The organism is Pseudomonas fluorescens, assembly GCF_005938625.1.
Taxonomy (GTDB): domain Bacteria; phylum Pseudomonadota; class Gammaproteobacteria; order Pseudomonadales; family Pseudomonadaceae; genus Aquipseudomonas; species Aquipseudomonas fluorescens_BD.
The window spans coordinates 1-16,152 of record NZ_VCNJ01000009.1 but is presented as its reverse complement, the minus strand read 5'-3'; the positions used below and the strand labels follow the sequence as shown (position 1 = coordinate 16,152).

Sequence of the window (16,152 nt, the reverse complement as noted above, 5' to 3'; positions counted from 1 at the left end):
TTGGATCCACGGCTAATCTACATTTCATGGACGTCGCGCAGGAAGCGCAAAGCAACAACACGGACACGTAGGATTCTGCCAGGGTGGCGGAGTGAAATGGATGTCAGGGAAACAGTCTGCAAAGCCCCGCTTCGGCGGGGTTTTCTTTTGCCTGCAGAATAGTGCTCAGGCCAAGGGGTCCAACGCCGGCTTCACTTCGCGCTCCATCACTTCTTCCAGCAACGTCTGCAACAGCGCCAAAGGCGCCTGCTGACGCTGCACATCACGACAGACCAGACCAACCTTCAGCGGCACCCTGGGTTCGCTCAGCGGTTTCCACAGCAAATCCTGATCGTCGTACTCCTTTTGCGAACGCCCCGGCAGCACCGTCGCCAGTTTGGTGTGCGGCAGACTGTCGAGAATCCCCACCATATTGTTCAACTCGGCTTGCACCTGCGGACGTCGTCCGAGGGTGGTCAGTTGCGCCTGCCAGATCTGGCGAATCTGAAACTCTTCACCCAGCAGCAACATGGGCAGTTCAGCAGCCTGGCGCATCGAGACTTTCTTGAATTCACGCAAGGGGTGATCGGCCGGGATAACCAGCGTCAGTTCATCTTCATACAGCATCACGCCATGCAGGCCCGGTTGGCGCGGCGGCAAATAACTGATGCCGATGTCCAATGAACCGTTGAGCAGACGCCTTTCGATTTCAAGCCCAGTCAATTCATAAATCTGCACCACCAGATGCGGCTGCGCCTTGCGCACCCGCTCAAGCATTTGCGGCACCAGACTGGTGTGCACCGTTTGCAAAACGCCGATCGCCAGCGTGCGCAAGGCTTGGCCCTTGAAATTGCCCAATGCCTCGCGCGCTCGTTGCAAGCCATCAAGCAATGGCAAGGCATGGTTGTACAGCGTGTGCGCGGCGAGAGTTGGCAGCAGGCGTTTGCTGCTGCGTTCGAACAAGGTGACGTCGAGGTTCTGTTCGAGCTGGCGGATCTGTTGCGACAGCGCCGGTTGCGAGATCGACAGGCGCTCGGCGGCGCGGCCAACATGACCTTCTTCGTAGACCGCGACGAAATAACGCAGTTGTTTGAAATCCATAAGTAATACTTATCGAAAATGCTGGTAAATCGAAATGGCCCGTAGGCGTCAGTGAGCCTAGTCTAACCGCATTCACAAGGCTTACAGGGCCAGAAAGCGCGATGAATAGCGTTCGCTTCGAAAGTGTTTGCATAGGCAGTTCAAAACACCTGAGACGAGGTGTTTTTCAATGAATCTGTTCAGTTTGCGGCGTCAGACGCCGAGTCTTGATGACCTCGCTTTCGAGGCCAGTTCTTCTGATATCAGCGAAAATCCCAGCGCTGCGCGCTTGATGCCCAGTGTCGAACGGCCGCAACAGGTGTTCGTTCGGGGTCAGGGTTCGTGGTTGTGGGACAGCAATGACCGTGCGTACCTCGATTTTTCCCAGGCCGGTGGTGCCAACAGCCTTGGTCACAGCCCGTCGGCGTTGGTCAAAGCTATTGCCAGTCAAGCCCAGGCGCTGATCAATCCCGGTTTCAATCTGCATAATCGCGGCATGCTCAGCCTTGCCGAGCGTCTGTGCGCCGCCACTTTCAGCGATCAGGCCTACTTGCTCAACAGCGGCAGCGAAGCCTGTGAAGCGGCGATCAAACTCGCGCGCAAGTGGGGGCAGCTGCATCGCGGCGGCGCCTCGCGGATCATTGTCGCGAAGCAGGGTTGTCACGGTCGCAGTCTGGCGACAATTTCCGCCTCGGACAGCTGCAACCTGCACAACCGGTTTGCACCGTTGTTGCCGGGTTTCGATCCGGTGCCGTTCAACGACTTGCCGGCCCTGCACGCGGCGGTCGATGCGCAGACCGTGGCGATCATGCTTGAGCCGATCCAGAGCGATGCCGGCGTCGTTCCCGCCACCGAGCATTACCTCAAAGGTGTCGAACGGCTGTGCCGCGAATTGGGCATTCTGCTGATTCTCGACGAAGTGCAGACTGGCATCGGCCGCTGCGGCGCTCTGCTCGCGGAACAGTACTACGGCGTGCGCGCCGATATCGTCGTGCTCGGCAAAGGACTTGGCGGCGGTGTGCCATTGGCGGCGCTGCTGGCGCGGGGCAAAGCATGTTGTTTCGAGGCCGGCGAACTGGGCGGCACGCATCACGGCAATGCATTGATGACGGCGGCCGGTCTGGTAGTGCTCGACAGCGTGCACGACCGCAGCTTCCTCCAGCAGATCAACGATAACGGTCAGCACCTGCGTGAAGGTCTGGCCCGATTGGCACACCGCTACGACCACGGCGAACTGCGCGGTCAAGGTCTGTTCTACGGACTGACCCTGTCAGACGATTCCGCCGAGGCCGTGGTCCACGCCGCCCTTCACGAAGGCTTGCTGCTCAACGCCCCGCAAGCCAACTGCCTGCGCTTCACCCCGGCGCTCACCGTGAGCAAAAGCAACATCGACGAAATGCTCCTGCGCCTGGGCCGCGCGTTCTCGCGAGTGCGCACGGCACAACTGCAATGTCGCAAAGGGATTGCCGTCTGAGCTGAAGTTTCCTACCCAAATCCAAGAACCGTCTCGCGGTATAACGCACGCCCCACGCCTGATTCTTTTGGCGTGGGGCGTTTTTTTTGTGGCCGGCTTTTGCAAATGGCAATTAATGCTTGAACGATGGAGCAGCTCATGTTTTTAAGCTCAGCCGTTGCTACGACAAATCGAGAACCTCTCGACCAAGGAAATGGAGGAGCCATCTCATGGGTGAAAAATTCAAAAGTGAAGTTTCTGAATTGATACACGAGTCAGCCATTGCTCTGCTTGATGTCGGTGCCATCAGCAAGGCAACGATGCGGGAGTTTGATGAGTCATGCCTAGCTGCAATTTCTGACGCGGCTCGGCGTCAATCTGATGCTGACACGGAACATGGTACTGAACCCTGACGAACGGCGCAGGTCGATTAGCTTGTATGGCTCAAGTGAGCCAACCCCCATACAGGAGCTGCCCCATGGATTTCATTCGCATCATCATCGCTATTTTGTTGCCACCACTGGGCGTGTTTCTGCAGGTCGGGTTTGGCGGGGCGTTCTGGTTGAACATTCTGCTGACGTTGTGCGGGTATATTCCGGGGATCGTGCATGCGGTGTACATCATCGCCAAGCGCTGAGTCCGGCGGCGCCAAGTAGATAGCTTTCGCGAGCAGGCTCGCTCCCACAGGGGATTTGTGAACAACACAGATCCAATGTGGGAGTGAGCCTGCTCGCGAATGGCGCAACTCGATTTTGAATGGGGCGCGGTGATCAGTCCGCCAGTCCCATCACCCGCCGATAGAACTTCCACTCCTGCTCCAGTGCATGCGCCTGATTGGCCGCGCGGCGGAAGCCGTGGCGTTCGTCGGGGTAGTAATGCGCTTCGACCGGGATGCCGTTTTTCTCGAGTGCCGTGACCATGTCGCGTGTCTGTTGCGGGACGACGACAGCATCCAGTTCACCCTGAAAGAAAATCACCGGCACGCGAATGTTGTTCGCGTGCAGCAGCGGCGTGCGGGCAGCGTAGCGTTCGGCGTCTTGCTCGGGATCGCCGATCAGCCAGTCCAGATAATCACCTTCAAATTTGTGCGTTGCTCGAGCCAACGCAACCGGGTCGCTAACGCCGTACAAACTCGCTCCGGCGCGGAAAACCTGGTTGAACGCCAGCGCACATAACGTGGTGTAGCCGCCTGCGCTGCCGCCCCGAATGAATGCGCGCTCACCGTCGATCAAACCCTGCTCGGCGAGATAGCTCACCACCGCACAAGCATCCTCGACATCCACTTCACCCCAGCTCAGGTACAAGGCCTGGCGATATTCGCGGCCGTAACCGCTACTGCCGCGATAGTTGAGGTCGGCGACGGCGAAACCGCGTTGCGTCCAGTACTGAATGCGTGGGTCAAGCATCGGGTAGCAGGCCGATGTCGGGCCGCCGTGGATGAACACCACCAGCGGCGGTTTTGCCTCGCCGCTCATGGCCGGATAAAAGAACCCGTGCGCCTCGCCCGAACCGCTTGGGTAGCGCAGGGTTTGCGGACGGCTGATGCGTTCGGCAGGCAACGGCGCCACGCCGCCGGCCAGCACGTTCACTTCGCGTGTAGTTCGATCAATGGAGATGACCGACGAAGGACTGATCGGCGAGGCGGCGATGCAGTAGATAAATTGCTCATCCACAGCTAGATGACGGAAGCGGCTGTAGTCGCCAGTGAAATCTTCGTCACCCAGCGTCAGGCGACCAAAACCATCTGCGCTCCAGCTCGCCAAAAACGAACTATCAACAGGCAGCCAGGTACAGCCGCCCAGTTGCCACGGTGCGGGTGCGTGATCGGCCTGTGCAGCAGGTAATGGCTCCAAACCGTCGGAAGTCTCAGCCCACGGTTGCCAGAATCCACCACGATCGGTCAGGCAATACAGTCGACCTCCGGCGTTAAATCGTAGCTGTTGAATGGATTCTTCAACCTCACCGCCAGCAACGCATCGCGGCAAACCGAACGCGGCGTCAGTCAAGTGCTCAGCCACCATCAACCGGGTCGAGGTCCACGGTTGATGCGGTCGGCTCCACTCGATCCAGGCCAAACGCTGGCCATCCGGGCTGAGTGTTGGCGCAGCATAAAAATCCGCGCCCTCAATCAGCAAATGCCGCGCGCCGTCAGCCAGATCAATCGCCACCAGCCGATGCTGGTCTTGCTGTTCCTCAACCGCCAGAACCTGGCCAAAAGCAAAATGCAGATCACCATAACGGCACTCACCCGACGTCAGTACCTCAGGCGTTCCATCCAGCGTCTGCCGATACAACTGCTGATCGGCCTCAGCGACGAAAACCACCCCGTCCGGCGTCAGACAAAACGCGCCACCGCCATATTCGTACACCCGACTGCGCACGCTGAAACCGTTCGGTGTCAGACATTTCGCCACACCATCGCGCCAATGCCAGATCCGGCACGCAGCATCTTCCGGGCGATATTCATTCCAGAACAAACCGTTAGCACCGAGCTGCAACTCGGCGAAGTCCATGCCAGCGGCCACAGCTTGCGAGGCGCTGAAAGGTTCAGCCCTTGGCGATGAGGCGTGAGTTTCGTTCATTGCGGAAGGCCAATTGTTCGATGGTTTGAGTGGCGGTCTCGGCTTCTTCGCGGGCCTTGAGAATCACGCCGTGATGTTCGGATTTGCTGCACACCGGGTCAGCATTGCTCGCATCACCGGTGAGCATGAACGCCTGGCAGCGGCAGCCGCCGAAGTCTTTTTCTTTCTCGTCACAGGAGCGGCACGGCTCGGGCATCCAGTCGTAACCACGGAAGCGGTTGAAGCCGAACGAGTCGTACCAGATGTGCTGCATGCTGTGATCGCGCACATTGGGAAATTGCACCGGCAGTTGTCGGGCGCCATGGCAGGGCAGGGCGGTGCCGTCCGGGGTAACTGTCAGAAAGATACTGCCCCAGCCGTTCATGCAGGCTTTCGGGCGTTCTTCGTAGTAATCCGGGGTGACGAAAATCAGCTTGCACGGATGCCCTTCGGCTTCCAGTTTTGCGCGGTATTCGTTGGTGATGCGTTCGGCACGGACCAGTTGCTCTTTGGTCGGCAACAGGCCGACACGATTGAGCTGCGCCCAACCGTAGAACTGGCAGGTGGCGAGCTCGACGAAGTCGGCTTCAAGCGCAATGCACAGCTCGATGATGCGGTCGATTTTGTCGATGTTGTGCCGATGGGTGACGAAATTCAGCACCATCGGATAACCGTGGGCCTTCACTGCGCGAGCCATTTCCAATTTCTGCGCGAAGGCTTTTTTCGAACCGGCGAGCAGGTTGTTCACTTGCTCGTCACTGGCCTGAAAACTGATCTGGATGTGATCCAGTCCGGCCTTTTTGAAGTCGCTGATTTTCTGCTCGGTCAGGCCGATGCCGGAGGTAATCAGGTTGGTGTAGAAACCCAACTGCCGAGCTTCATGAATCAGCTCGGCGAGATCCTGACGCACCAGCGGTTCGCCACCGGAAAAGCCCAGTTGCGCCGCGCCCATCTCCCGCGCTTCGCGAAATACCTTGATCCACTGCTCGGTGCTCAGCTCTTTGCCCTGCTCGGCGAAATCCAGCGGATTGGAGCAGTACGGGCATTGCAGCGGGCAGCGGTAGGTCAGCTCGGCGAGCAGCCACAGCGGCAGGCCGATTTCAGGTTTTGGCGGTACTTGCACCGACGAATCAGGCAAGTTCGATCCAGTGCTGCGCACGGGCAACCTCCATGAATTGCTCGATGTCGTCACCGAGTTGGGGCACACCGGGGAACTGCTCATCGAGTTTGGCAATGATTTCTGCGACATCGCGTTCGCCGTCAATCAAACCACCGATCAGCGCGGCGCTGTCGTTGAGTTTGATCATGCCTTCGGGGTAAAGCAGCACGTGGCCTTTCTGCGCCGGTTCGTACTGGAAACGGTAGCCGGGACGCCAGGTCGGAACTTTGCTGCGGTCGAAACTCATAAGGTGATTCCTTTATGCCAGACCCGTTGTTCGGTGACGCTGTGATACGGCGGGCGGTTCAGTTCGTAGGCCATGCTCATGGCATCGAGCATGCTCCAAAGAATGTCCAGTTTGAACTGGAGAATTTCCAGCATGCGCTCCTGACCTTCGCGGGTCTTGTAGTGCTCGAGCGTGATCGCCAGCCCGTGCTCGACATCGCGTCGCGCCTGACCGAGGCGCGTGCGGAAGTATTCGTAACCGGCCGGGTCGATCCACGGGTAATGTTGCGGCCAGCTGTCGAGGCGTGATTGGTGGATCTGCGGCGCGAACAGTTCAGTCAGCGAGCTGCTGGCGGCTTCCTGCCAACTGGCGCGGCGGGCGAAGTTGACGTAGGCATCGACGGCGAACCGTACGCCGGGCAGCACCAGCTCCTGAGAGCGCAGTTGATCCGGGTCGAGACCGACCGCTTGACCGAGTCGCAGCCACGCTTCGATGCCGCCGTCTTCACCGGGGGCGCCGTCATGGTCAAGCAGGCGCTGAATCCACTCGCGGCGTATTGCCCGATCCGGGCAGTTGGCGAGGATCGCCGCGTCTTTCAGAGGGATGTTCACCTGATAGTAGAAGCGGTTGGCGACCCAGCCCTGAATCTGCTCGCGAGTGGCGCGGCCTTGGTACATCGCCACGTGGTACGGGTGGTGGATGTGGTAATAGGCGCCTTTGGCGCGCAGGGCCGCTTCGAATTCGGTGGGGGACAGCGGGGTGTCGGTCATTGCGGTTCTCCGGGGAACAACCGTTGGAATCCTGGGTGTCTATTCGGACGCCTTCGCGAGCAAGCTCGCTCCCACAGGGTTTGTGAACGCCACAGATCCAGTGTGGGAGCGAGCTTGCTCGCGAAGAGGCCGGTCGCTACAGCACAATACTCATGCCATCGAACGCCACTTCAACATTACGTCTCGCCAGTTCCGCACGCTCCGGCGAATCCTCATCGAGAATCGGGTTGGTGTTGTTGATGTGGATAAGCACTTTGCGCTGCTCAGGCAACTGCTCCAGCACTTCGAGCATGCCGCCAGGGCCGTTCTGTGCCAGATGGCCCATCTCGCGACCGGTGCGAGTGCCAACGCCACGGCGCTGCATCTCATCGTCGTCCCACATGGTGCCGTCGACCAGCAGGCAATCACTGCTGGCCATGATTTCCAGCAGCGGCGCATCGACCTTGCCCAGACCCGGCGCGTAGAACAATTTGCCGCCGGTATTCAGGTCTTCCACGATCAAGCCGATGTTGTCGCCCGGATGCGGATCGAAGCGGTGCGGCGAATACGGTGGCGCGGCGCTGCGCAACGGTAGCGGGGTGAAGCGCAGGTTCGGGCAGGCGGCCACGGTGAAGCTCTGGTCGAGTTCGATGCGGTTCCAGTCCAGCCCGCCGTTCCAGTGCGTAAGCATCTTGAACAGCGGGAAACCGGTGCTGAGGTCTTCGTGAACCATGTCCGTGCACCAGACCTGATGCGGGCAACCTTCGCGCAGGCTGAGCAGGCCGGTGGTGTGGTCGATCTGGCTGTCCATCAGGATGATCGCGCTGATGCCGGTGTCGCGCAGCGCACGGCCCGGTTGCATCGGGACGAAGCTTTGCAACTGCGCGCGAATGTCCGGTGAGGCGTTGCACAACACCCAGTTCACGCCGTCATCGGAAATCGCGATGGACGATTGGGTGCGGGCCTTGGCATTCAGGCTGCCGTCGCGAAAGCCTGCGCAATTGACGCAGTTGCAGTTCCACTGCGGAAAACCGCCGCCGGCGGCCGAACCCAGAATCTGGACGAACATGAACACTCCATCATTTCAACGCGGAAAATAAAACGCCCCGGCGAACCGAGGCGTTGCACTGCAATTCTACGTAAGCAGAACTCAGCGGCTGGCGAAGTACATGGTGACTTCGAAGCCGATACGCAGGTCGGTGTAAGCTGGTTTTGTCCAGGACATGGGTGTCTCCTTCAGGTTGGTGGGATAGCGCTGTCCATAGGTATAGTCCACGGCAGCGCAAAGATGTTCCAAATAGTTAGGCGGCTATGTTACTCAAAATTTCACCGGGTTTGCCCGTGAATCTTTGAGAAAGCTCCTTGCAGCCTCGGTAATGATCAATTTGCCGCTTGCCATGGGGTTTGCGGCACTGGATCGCTGGCGATGCAGAGCCAGCCGCCTTCGGCTTTGATCAAGCGCTGTGCAGCGCTGAGCAGTGTCTGGCGATCCAGTTGGCGGATCGCAATGATCAATTGCTCAAGATAATCCGACGAGTGGCCAGCGAGCCTGGCCTGCCAAAGCAGCTCGGCAGCGTCTTTGCTGGACAGATTGGCGTCGTCGAATTGATTGGCGAGGTTTTGCCGTTGCTGGCCGAGGCTGACCTCATCAAGCTCTTCGATCAGCGCGGGAATGCCGTTGAGAAACTGTTGAATGTGCTTGAGCAACGCCGCAGGTTTGGCACTTGGCGATTGCACACCGAACAGGAGAGTGGTCTGGCCCTGCATCTGGCGCAGCGCACTGAACACCGCGTAGCCCAATTGCAGCTCGACTCGCAAACGCTGATAGAACGGTGTCTGGCAAAGTTGCGCGAGCAGGCGCCAAGCAGCTTCGTCGGTGATGTCGCGGCCTTCGGTCGGGCAGCACAGGAGCAAGGCGTGTTCGCTGGACGCGGTATCGATGTGGCTCCAGTGTTTTTGCGTCGGGATCGCCGCAGGCGCTGGCAACTGATTGTCCGGGCTCCCGGGAATGCGGCTCAAGGCCAGGCCCATAGCCGCTTGCGTCTGTTGGTTGAGACCTAAAGCGAGGCCGTCCCAGCGTGAACTTGTCCACAGGTGTCTGGCGTCGTCGCTGATGTTGACTGATTCCAGCACCTGTTCCGGCAGCGTTTTGAGCAGTTGGCGGATGGGGATCAGCGGGGTTTCTGGCTCACTGCGTGAGGAATCCGCATCAACTTGCGTCAGACTTTTCAGCGCGTGCTCCAGGATGCTGGGCATCGATTCCGAAAGCCCGGTGAGCTTCAGGAGCCATTGAGTACCGGTGGCGTTGAAAGACACCTCCACCCCGGCTTCGCGCGCGTCCTGCTGCGTTTGCCGAAGACTGCGTTGCAATCTTGAGTGCAGATCAGCGGTGGCTGCAGCTTCCATGTGCCAACGCAGATAGATCGCGCCTTCATCGCCGCTGTCCGGCAATGCCTGGCTGAATTGCATCGGCGAGCGTTCGCGACGGCCGCGCGAGCGATCCTGAGCGAACGTTCGCAAGCCACGGTGGGCGCTGGTCTGGCCGCGAATCAGCCCGGCATTGGCCAGAGGTTCGCTGACACGCAGGAATGGATTGGCAGCGGGCAGGTGCCAGTGCTCGCTGAAGTTATCCACAGTACCGATTTCGCCGAGGATTTGAGTGAGGGCTTCAGCGCCTTTGTCTGACAGACCATTTTCCAGCTGTTCACTGTCGTGCCGCGCCAGTTGTAGCGCACCTCTGACTTGCTGCTGACGTTGAAGAAGGGCGGCGTATTCCTCGCGCAGTGGCGCCCAATCTTGTTGAGCAAAGAAACTCACCCAATCGAGCAGGTCGTCGCGAATGGCTTTCAACGATTGGGACGGCGCGCTGAATTCCAGATCCAGCAATGCTTGCCCGGCGAATTGGTAAATCGGCGTGGCTTTTAATCCATCCGCCAGTTTTTGCTGCTGCAAATGCGCGAGCAATCCGCCGGGCTTGGCGCTGTTCAACCAATGGCAAAGAAACGCCAACGCCTCGCTGGACGATTCAGGCAGAGCCTCAAACGCGAATAACAGATTGCCGCGTCGCTCATCGACCTGTTGATAACTTTTCACCGCTAACGACAAGGGCAGAGCCTGCGCAACTTTATCCCCAGCCGGTAAAGCCGCTGCGAATTTCTCCGTTAATGCTTTCAACTCATCAAGACTCTGCGGTCCGACCAGGCTCAGGGTCATCTGCCCAGTCTGATAAAACTGCTGGTGGAAGTCCTTCAAGGCCTGTTGAAACGCAGGCTGTTCGACATGCAGGCTGTCACGATTCCCCGCATGAAATCCGCGCAACGGGTGCTCTGCCGGTAAACCTTCGTACACGGCAAACTGCTGCTGCGCCGCAGGATCCTGCGACCAGGCGACAAATTCCGCCTGCAACACTTCCCGTTCCCGCAACTGATCGTCCAGATTCATACGCGGCTTGGCGAGCATGTCTGACAGACGCTCCAGCCCACCGCTGAACGACTGCGTCGGTAGCTCAAAGAAAAAGTCAGTGGCGCGTTCGCGAGTACTGGCATTCACCTGCCCGCCGTGACCTTGCACATAGGCCATCAGCCCTTCGCCTGCAGGAAAACGCTCGGTGCCGAGAAACAGCAAATGCTCAAGAAAATGCGCCAGCCCCGGCCACGCCAATGGCGCGTCGTGGCTACCGGCAGACACCCGTAATGCGGCGGCGCTACGCTTCAGACCTGGCACATGACGCAGGGTCACGCGCAAGCCATTGGCCATGGTTTCGGTGTGAGGGCGGGGGTGAGTCGGCGCAGGCATGGGCACTTCCAGAACAGTGAAGTGCCAATGCTAGCGGATTAGCGCTGATTCAGCGCGCCGTAAAGCTCCGGGCGGCGATCGCTGAGGTAGCGATTGGCCGCGCGCGAGTCGAGCATCGACTGTCGATCCAGTTCGCCGATGATCAGCGCTTCGTCGAGTCCGGCCTGGGCGATGCGGCTGCCATCCGGTGCGGCGAGGCTGCTTTGCCCGCAATAGTGGATGTCGCCTTCGCTGCCGCAATAGTTGGCGTAGGCCACGTAGCACTGGTTTTCGAAGGCGCGCGATCGCACGGTGACGTCAGCGACGAAATCGAACGGAATCATGTTCGCCGTCGGCACCACAATCAGCTCGGCGCCGGCGAGCGCCAGACGGCGGGTGTTTTCCGGAAACTCCAGGTCATAACAGATCAGGAAACCGAGCTTCCAGCCGTTGAGTTCGACGATCGGGAAATCATCATCGCCGGGGCTGAACATCGAACGATCCAGATCGCCGAACAGATGCGTCTTGCGGTAATTGCACAGGCGCTCGCCGTGCGAATCGATCAACTGCACGGCGTTGTAGATCTGCCCGTCGGCGGTGCGCTCCGGATAGCCGTAAACAATCGCCAAACCTGCGGCTTTGGCGATTCGCCCGATCTGCTGTGCCCACTCACCGTTGTAAACCTCGGCCAAGGTGCTGACCGCTTCGGCGCCAATGTTGTAGCCGGTCATGAACATCTCCGGCAACACCAGCAGGTCGGCGCCCTTGGCCTCCATCGCCAGTTGATGCAGGCGTTGCAGGTTGGCGGCAGGGTCCAGGGGCAGCGGTGGACATTGGTAAAGGGCTACACGCATCAGGGATTCCTCTTACTCGGGCAGGGCGATAGGGCCGATATCTTTGAACACATCACCCGGGCCCGGGTTCGCTTTATGTGTCGAACCGCCGAAATGCTTCATGATTCCCCACACTGCGTTGAGCGAGGTCTGCACCGCGCCTTCCACCCATGCCGGTGTCCACGAAACGTCGTCGCCGGCGATGAAAATCCCGCGTTGCTCGGCCGGCATATCGTCCTGCATGAAGTGCGCGTACATGCGCTGGTTGTAGCGATAGTGGCCGGGCAGTGCACCTTTGAAGGCACCGAGGAAGTACGGATCGGCTTCCCACGACACGGTGATCGGGTCGCCAATGATTCGCGCGGCGATATCAACTTTCGGGTAGATCTTTTTCAACGCATTCAACGCCAGCTCAACGCGTTTTTCCACCGGATGCGGGAGCATCTTCAGTGCGTCACTCATCCATGAGTAGGACAGGCAGATCACCCCCGGTTTGTCGTCGCCGTTGTCGAACAGGTAAGTGCCGCGGGTCAGGCGATCAGTGAGGGTCATGCTCATCAAATCGCGGCCGGTTTCCGGGTCCTTGTCCTTCCAGAATGGCCGGTCGACCATCACGAAGGTCTTCGACGACTGCATGTAGCGTGTGCGGTCGAGGGCCATCCACATCTTCTGCGAGAACAGGGTTTCGTCGCATTCGATCTGGGTGGTCAGCAGCCAGCTCTGGCAGGTAGTCAGCACGGCGGCGTATTCGCGGGTGTCGCCATTGTTGTCGGTGACCGCGAAACGGCCATCCGCCGCGTGGGCAATTTTCTTCACGCCGGAACGCGGCGCGCCACGGTGCAGGGATTTCAGGCTGGTGCCTTCGGGCCAGTGCACGCAGCGTTCCGGCACATGGCGCCAGATGCCTTGTGGAACCTGTTCGACGCCGCCGACGACCAAGTGTTGGTGATCGTCGCAATTGGTCATCACCACGCGGAAGATTTCCAGCATCGAGTTCGGGAAGTCCGAGTCCCAGCCGCCGGTGCCGAAACCGACCTGACCGAACACTTCACGGTGATGGAATGACAGTTTGGCGAAGGCCTCGGAGGTGGCGACGAAATCGTAGAACGTGCGGTCGTCCCACAGCGGCACCAAAGTATTCCACAGCTCTTTCAGGCGCGGCACATCGCGGTCGCGAATGGCTTGCTGGATATCGGCGAACTGCGAACCGGCCTCCAGCGCATCCGCCCAGGCGTCAGCCACTTCCTGGAACAGTGCAGGAAGATCCGCCAGTTTCTGTGCGTAATGGGTCTTGCCTTCCAGATCGATCACGGTGCTGCCGGAGGCTGGCGTCAGTGGGTTCGGGAAGGGTTTGGTTTCGAGGCCGAGCTTGTCGACGTAATGATAGAACGCGGTGGAAGACACCGGGAAGCGCATGCCGCCCAATTCGGCGACGATGCCGTCAGTGCCGTTGAAGGCCTGCGAACGCAGACGGCCACCGAGTTTTGATGCTTCGTAAACCACGGGTTTCAAGCCGAGCTTCATCAGTTCGTAAGCGGCTACCAGCCCGGCGATACCAGCGCCGACGATCGCCACTTCAGCACCGTGATTGTGCTCAGGAATGTTGCCGAGACCGGCCGGGTGTTCGATCCAGTCGTCGAACGCGAACGGAAAGTCCGGACCGAAAATGGTGACTGGTTTCTTACCGTCTGCAGGATGGCGATTGTTCTTGTTCATGGCTGACCTTGCTGGCGACCCGACGCGGAATGCGCGTCTGAGTATAGGGAAAGATGCCAGCCATTCTAGGGAGCGTAGAACACGTTAATAAGACGCAAAGTGTCGTCATTTTGCCAGATTAATAATCAATATGACGATTGGGGGCTGCACTCCGACCAAAGTGCGCGAGCGGGCCTGCTCGCGAAGAGGCCCTGAAATCCACCCGAGAAGCCCGATCGAAATCTTAAACCGGCTGCCCCCGATCAATCTTGCTACTCAAAATGATCGACGTCGTGGTTTTCTCCACCCCGTCCACGCTGCCAATCTGATCGAGCAATTGATCCAGTTGCTCCGGCGAATCCGTACGCAACCACGCCACATAATCGAACTCGCCACTCACCGCACACAACTGCTGCACCTGCGCCATCGCACTCAACCGGCGCACCACCTCTTTGCCGGAACGCGGCTGCACCTTGATCCCGACATACGCCTGCAACCCGCCATCGACTACCCGCTGACCCAGACGCACGCCATAACCGGTGATCACTTTGGCTTTTTCCAGCCGCGCCAGCCGCGACGTCACGGTGGTGCGCGCAATGCCCAACTGCCGGGCGAGCATGGCCACGCTCTCACGGGCATTGATCTGCAGGGCGGCGATTAGCTGACGGTCGATTTCATCAAGCACGGGTGGGCGGATGTCTGGCAAGGGGGGCGGCTCCATTGGCGCGAATCGGTGGCTTGCGCATGTTACAGGCTCAATAGAGGGGACGCTTGCAGGCGATGATTAGGTTTTCACCTGCGTGTCGACGATATTGAGCTGCTGAAACCTGACCGTTGCTTCATGCCCGTGTTGCTTAGCCCATAACCTCGGCAAACGCATCCCGGAATCGGCGCATGTCATCGTCCGTGCCGACACTGACACGCACCCAGGTCGGCCATTCTTTCCATACTCGACCGACATGCACGCGGCGCTCGGCCAGTGCCTTGACCACGTCATTCGCCGGGCGTCTGACGTCGATCATGAAGCAATTGGCCTGGGACGCCGTGCAGCGAAAACCGCGGGTGCTCAACCACGCGACGGTTTCCTCGCGCAGGCGCGTATTGTTCTGTTTCCTTTGGGTCAACAACGACGCGTCTTCAAGGCTGGCAATTGCTCCCAGCAGGGACGATGCGGCCGGTACGTTGTAGTTGTCGAACACCTCAAGTTGTTCCAGCAGCGCCGGGTTGCCCACCGCGATGCCTAGCCTTGCTCCGGCCATGCCGTAGATTTTCGAAAAGGTACGCAGCACCAGCAGATCGGGGTGATTCTTGACCAGAGGGATGCACGTCGCGGCCTGCGAAAAATCGATGTAAGCCTCATCCACCAACAGAATCGAGCCTTTGGGTTTGTTCTTCAGGGCAAGTTCGATATCGCTGCGGGCCGTGAGGGTGCCGGTCGGATTGTTCGGGTTGCAGATATAGATCAACCCCGGCCGAGGGTCGACAGCCAGCATGCGCGGCAGGTCGTGAGCATGCTCTGCGTCAAGAGATACCTCATGAACCGTGACTTTCCTGCTGCGAGCCGCCTGGGCGGGATCTTCGTAGGACGGTGTGGCGACGACCAGACTTCCCTGCTGCGTGAAGGCATGCACGGCATACTGCAAGGCCTGTTTGGAGCCGCTATACGTCTGGACGAAATCCTCGGGAATGCCTTGCTGGCGGGCAAACAGTGCATTGAGTCGATACTGGATCTTGTAGGGATAGCGCCCCGACAGGGCGATACCTTCCTGCATCGCGTGCCGGGCTGCCGCTGAGGGTCCCCAAGGACTTTCGTTGAAGTTGATCAGCACGTCATCAGAAGTTGCCGCTGTCGAGGCGGTTTCAATGTGAGCCTGTGCCCAGGGGTTGTGGGCCAGCAACGGCAGCGTCGCAGCAAATCCAACGAATGAGCGTCGAGTGACATCAACCATGAAAACTCCCTTTTCGGATCATCAGATGCGCCACGGCTGTGGGGCCTGGATACTGAAGTAACGAACTGGTTAATGGTTGATTTACAGGAGGGTGATCTCATGAGCAGAAAAGCACACGCAAAAAAACCGCCCATCACGGGCGGTTCAGCATGTGCAGCGAGCGTCGGTTTTTCTCTGCGCGCAGACCGCTACAAGCGTTCTGCCAGCGAATTTGTAGAGTTCAGATGCGGTTCCTCGTGCAGCAACTTGAGGCGCCAGTCTGTAATCCAACTGTCGTCAACATCCAGGCGTTTAAGCCACTGATCGGCTGACCATCCGACCAACCTCAATTCCCCCGCGTGACTGTTGCCATGCAGCGACTCGACAGACTCGTAGCGAACAGGTTTGAGCAGATGGTTTATCAGTACATATGGCGCTGGTCTCAGATCCTCGCCATCGCCGGCTATGTACGGGTGTGCGCCCGACTGGATGATCCCACCTTCGTCGTAGGTATAAAACGCGAAATGTTGCAGCATCAGTGCACACGAGTGGACAGATTATGGGCGGAACACGCTATTTCGCGATTTGAGGAGCCGCATTTTTTTCGCTTCAGATACGCAAAAGCCGCGCATTTGCGCGGCTTTCAGGTTTGGTGGGCCCACACGGACTTGAACCGTGGACCAAAGGATTATGAGCCCGAGTTAGAGTGCCGTAG

15 protein-coding genes and 1 pseudogene are annotated in these 16,152 nt (G+C 59.0%); 3 read left to right on the top strand and 13 right to left on the bottom strand.

Going from position 1 to position 16,152, the window contains the following annotated elements; genetic code table 11:
• Positions 1-165: 165 nt before the first annotated feature.
• Positions 166-1,080, bottom strand: a complete 915-nt coding sequence (locus tag FGA82_RS07960) for a LysR family transcriptional regulator (RefSeq protein ID WP_141126660.1) — start codon at positions 1,078-1,080, stop codon at positions 166-168.
• 169 nt (positions 1,081-1,249) lie between these two features.
• Between FGA82_RS07960 and FGA82_RS07955 the strand changes: the two genes are divergently transcribed.
• From FGA82_RS07955 to FGA82_RS07945, 3 genes are all read left to right on the top strand, one after another.
• On the top strand, positions 1,250-2,533 hold the full coding sequence (locus tag FGA82_RS07955) for an aspartate aminotransferase family protein (protein ID WP_141126659.1): 1,284 nt from the start codon (positions 1,250-1,252) through the stop codon (positions 2,531-2,533).
• 209 nt (positions 2,534-2,742) lie between these two features.
• On the top strand, positions 2,743-2,925 hold the full coding sequence (locus tag FGA82_RS07950; protein WP_141126658.1) for a DNA-binding protein: 183 nt from the start codon (positions 2,743-2,745) through the stop codon (positions 2,923-2,925).
• A gap of 65 nt (positions 2,926-2,990) precedes the next feature.
• A complete protein-coding gene (locus tag FGA82_RS07945) occupies positions 2,991-3,149 on the top strand; it encodes a YqaE/Pmp3 family membrane protein (RefSeq protein ID WP_003228885.1) in 159 nt (52 codons plus the stop codon).
• A gap of 133 nt (positions 3,150-3,282) precedes the next feature.
• Here the strand turns inward: FGA82_RS07945 and FGA82_RS07940 are convergent, their stop codons facing one another.
• From FGA82_RS07940 to FGA82_RS07885, 12 genes and pseudogenes are all read right to left on the bottom strand, one after another.
• On the bottom strand, positions 3,283-5,094 hold the full coding sequence (locus FGA82_RS07940; RefSeq protein ID WP_141126657.1) for a S9 family peptidase: 1,812 nt from the start codon (positions 5,092-5,094) through the stop codon (positions 3,283-3,285).
• Positions 5,060-6,196 (bottom strand): pyrroloquinoline quinone biosynthesis protein PqqE, encoded by a 1,137-nt coding sequence (gene pqqE / locus FGA82_RS07935; protein WP_432767137.1) that lies wholly within the window; start codon positions 6,194-6,196, stop codon positions 5,060-5,062. Before pqqE ends, FGA82_RS07940 begins: the two co-directional genes overlap by 35 nt.
• A 7-nt stretch (positions 6,197-6,203) precedes the next feature.
• The gene (pqqD, locus tag FGA82_RS07930) at positions 6,204-6,479 is read right to left on the bottom strand and encodes a pyrroloquinoline quinone biosynthesis peptide chaperone PqqD (RefSeq protein ID WP_141126655.1); all 276 of its coding nucleotides are present in this window, start codon (positions 6,477-6,479) and stop codon (positions 6,204-6,206) included.
• Positions 6,476-7,228, bottom strand: coding sequence for a pyrroloquinoline-quinone synthase PqqC (gene pqqC, locus FGA82_RS07925; protein WP_141126654.1), 753 nt, complete (start codon positions 7,226-7,228; stop codon positions 6,476-6,478). The genes pqqD and pqqC overlap by 4 nt, the downstream gene beginning before the upstream one ends.
• Positions 7,229-7,364: 136 nt before the next feature.
• Entirely contained in the window at positions 7,365-8,276 is a 912-nt protein-coding gene (gene pqqB, locus FGA82_RS07920) for a pyrroloquinoline quinone biosynthesis protein PqqB (protein WP_141126653.1), read from the bottom strand.
• An 81-nt stretch (positions 8,277-8,357) separates the two neighbouring features.
• Positions 8,358-8,432 carry a pyrroloquinoline quinone precursor peptide PqqA gene (gene pqqA / locus FGA82_RS07915; protein ID WP_003422658.1) on the bottom strand — a complete coding sequence of 25 codons (75 nt, stop codon included), beginning with the start codon at positions 8,430-8,432 and terminating at the stop codon, positions 8,358-8,360.
• Between the two features lie 155 nt (positions 8,433-8,587).
• Positions 8,588-11,002 (bottom strand): pyrroloquinoline quinone biosynthesis protein PqqF, encoded by a 2,415-nt coding sequence (gene pqqF / locus FGA82_RS07910; protein WP_141126652.1) that lies wholly within the window; start codon positions 11,000-11,002, stop codon positions 8,588-8,590.
• 38 nt (positions 11,003-11,040) lie between these two features.
• A complete protein-coding gene (locus tag FGA82_RS07905) occupies positions 11,041-11,835 on the bottom strand; it encodes a carbon-nitrogen hydrolase family protein (protein ID WP_141126651.1) in 795 nt (264 codons plus the stop codon).
• Positions 11,836-11,847: 12 nt separating this feature from the next.
• Positions 11,848-13,530, bottom strand: coding sequence for a flavin monoamine oxidase family protein (locus FGA82_RS07900; RefSeq protein WP_141126650.1), 1,683 nt, complete (start codon positions 13,528-13,530; stop codon positions 11,848-11,850).
• Positions 13,531-13,753: 223 nt separating this feature from the next.
• The gene (locus tag FGA82_RS07895) at positions 13,754-14,215 is read right to left on the bottom strand and encodes an Lrp/AsnC family transcriptional regulator (protein ID WP_122599260.1); all 462 of its coding nucleotides are present in this window, start codon (positions 14,213-14,215) and stop codon (positions 13,754-13,756) included.
• A gap of 148 nt (positions 14,216-14,363) precedes the next feature.
• The gene (locus FGA82_RS07890) at positions 14,364-15,458 is read right to left on the bottom strand and encodes a pyoverdine biosynthesis transaminase PtaA (RefSeq protein WP_141126649.1); all 1,095 of its coding nucleotides are present in this window, start codon (positions 15,456-15,458) and stop codon (positions 14,364-14,366) included.
• A gap of 188 nt (positions 15,459-15,646) precedes the next feature.
• Positions 15,647-15,964 (bottom strand): annotated as a pseudogene (locus FGA82_RS07885) (type VI immunity family protein); the annotation flags it as partial.
• Positions 15,965-16,152 lie beyond the last annotated feature (188 nt).

Coding starts and splice junctions, on each gene's coding strand:
- FGA82_RS07960 (WP_141126660.1), bottom strand. CDS start 1,080: ATGGATTTCAAACAACTGCGTTATTTCGTCGCGGTCTACGAAGAAGGT.
- FGA82_RS07955 (WP_141126659.1), top strand. CDS start 1,250: ATGAATCTGTTCAGTTTGCGGCGTCAGACGCCGAGTCTTGATGACCTC.
- FGA82_RS07950 (WP_141126658.1), top strand. CDS start 2,743: ATGGGTGAAAAATTCAAAAGTGAAGTTTCTGAATTGATACACGAGTCA.
- FGA82_RS07945 (WP_003228885.1), top strand. CDS start 2,991: ATGGATTTCATTCGCATCATCATCGCTATTTTGTTGCCACCACTGGGC.
- FGA82_RS07940 (WP_141126657.1), bottom strand. CDS start 5,094: ATGAACGAAACTCACGCCTCATCGCCAAGGGCTGAACCTTTCAGCGCC.
- pqqD (WP_141126655.1), bottom strand. CDS start 6,479: ATGAGTTTCGACCGCAGCAAAGTTCCGACCTGGCGTCCCGGCTACCGT.
- pqqC (WP_141126654.1), bottom strand. CDS start 7,228: ATGACCGACACCCCGCTGTCCCCCACCGAATTCGAAGCGGCCCTGCGC.
- pqqB (WP_141126653.1), bottom strand. CDS start 8,276: ATGTTCGTCCAGATTCTGGGTTCGGCCGCCGGCGGCGGTTTTCCGCAG.
- pqqF (WP_141126652.1), bottom strand. CDS start 11,002: ATGCCTGCGCCGACTCACCCCCGCCCTCACACCGAAACCATGGCCAAT.
- FGA82_RS07905 (WP_141126651.1), bottom strand. CDS start 11,835: ATGCGTGTAGCCCTTTACCAATGTCCACCGCTGCCCCTGGACCCTGCC.
- FGA82_RS07900 (WP_141126650.1), bottom strand. CDS start 13,530: ATGAACAAGAACAATCGCCATCCTGCAGACGGTAAGAAACCAGTCACC.
- FGA82_RS07890 (WP_141126649.1), bottom strand. CDS start 15,458: ATGGTTGATGTCACTCGACGCTCATTCGTTGGATTTGCTGCGACGCTG.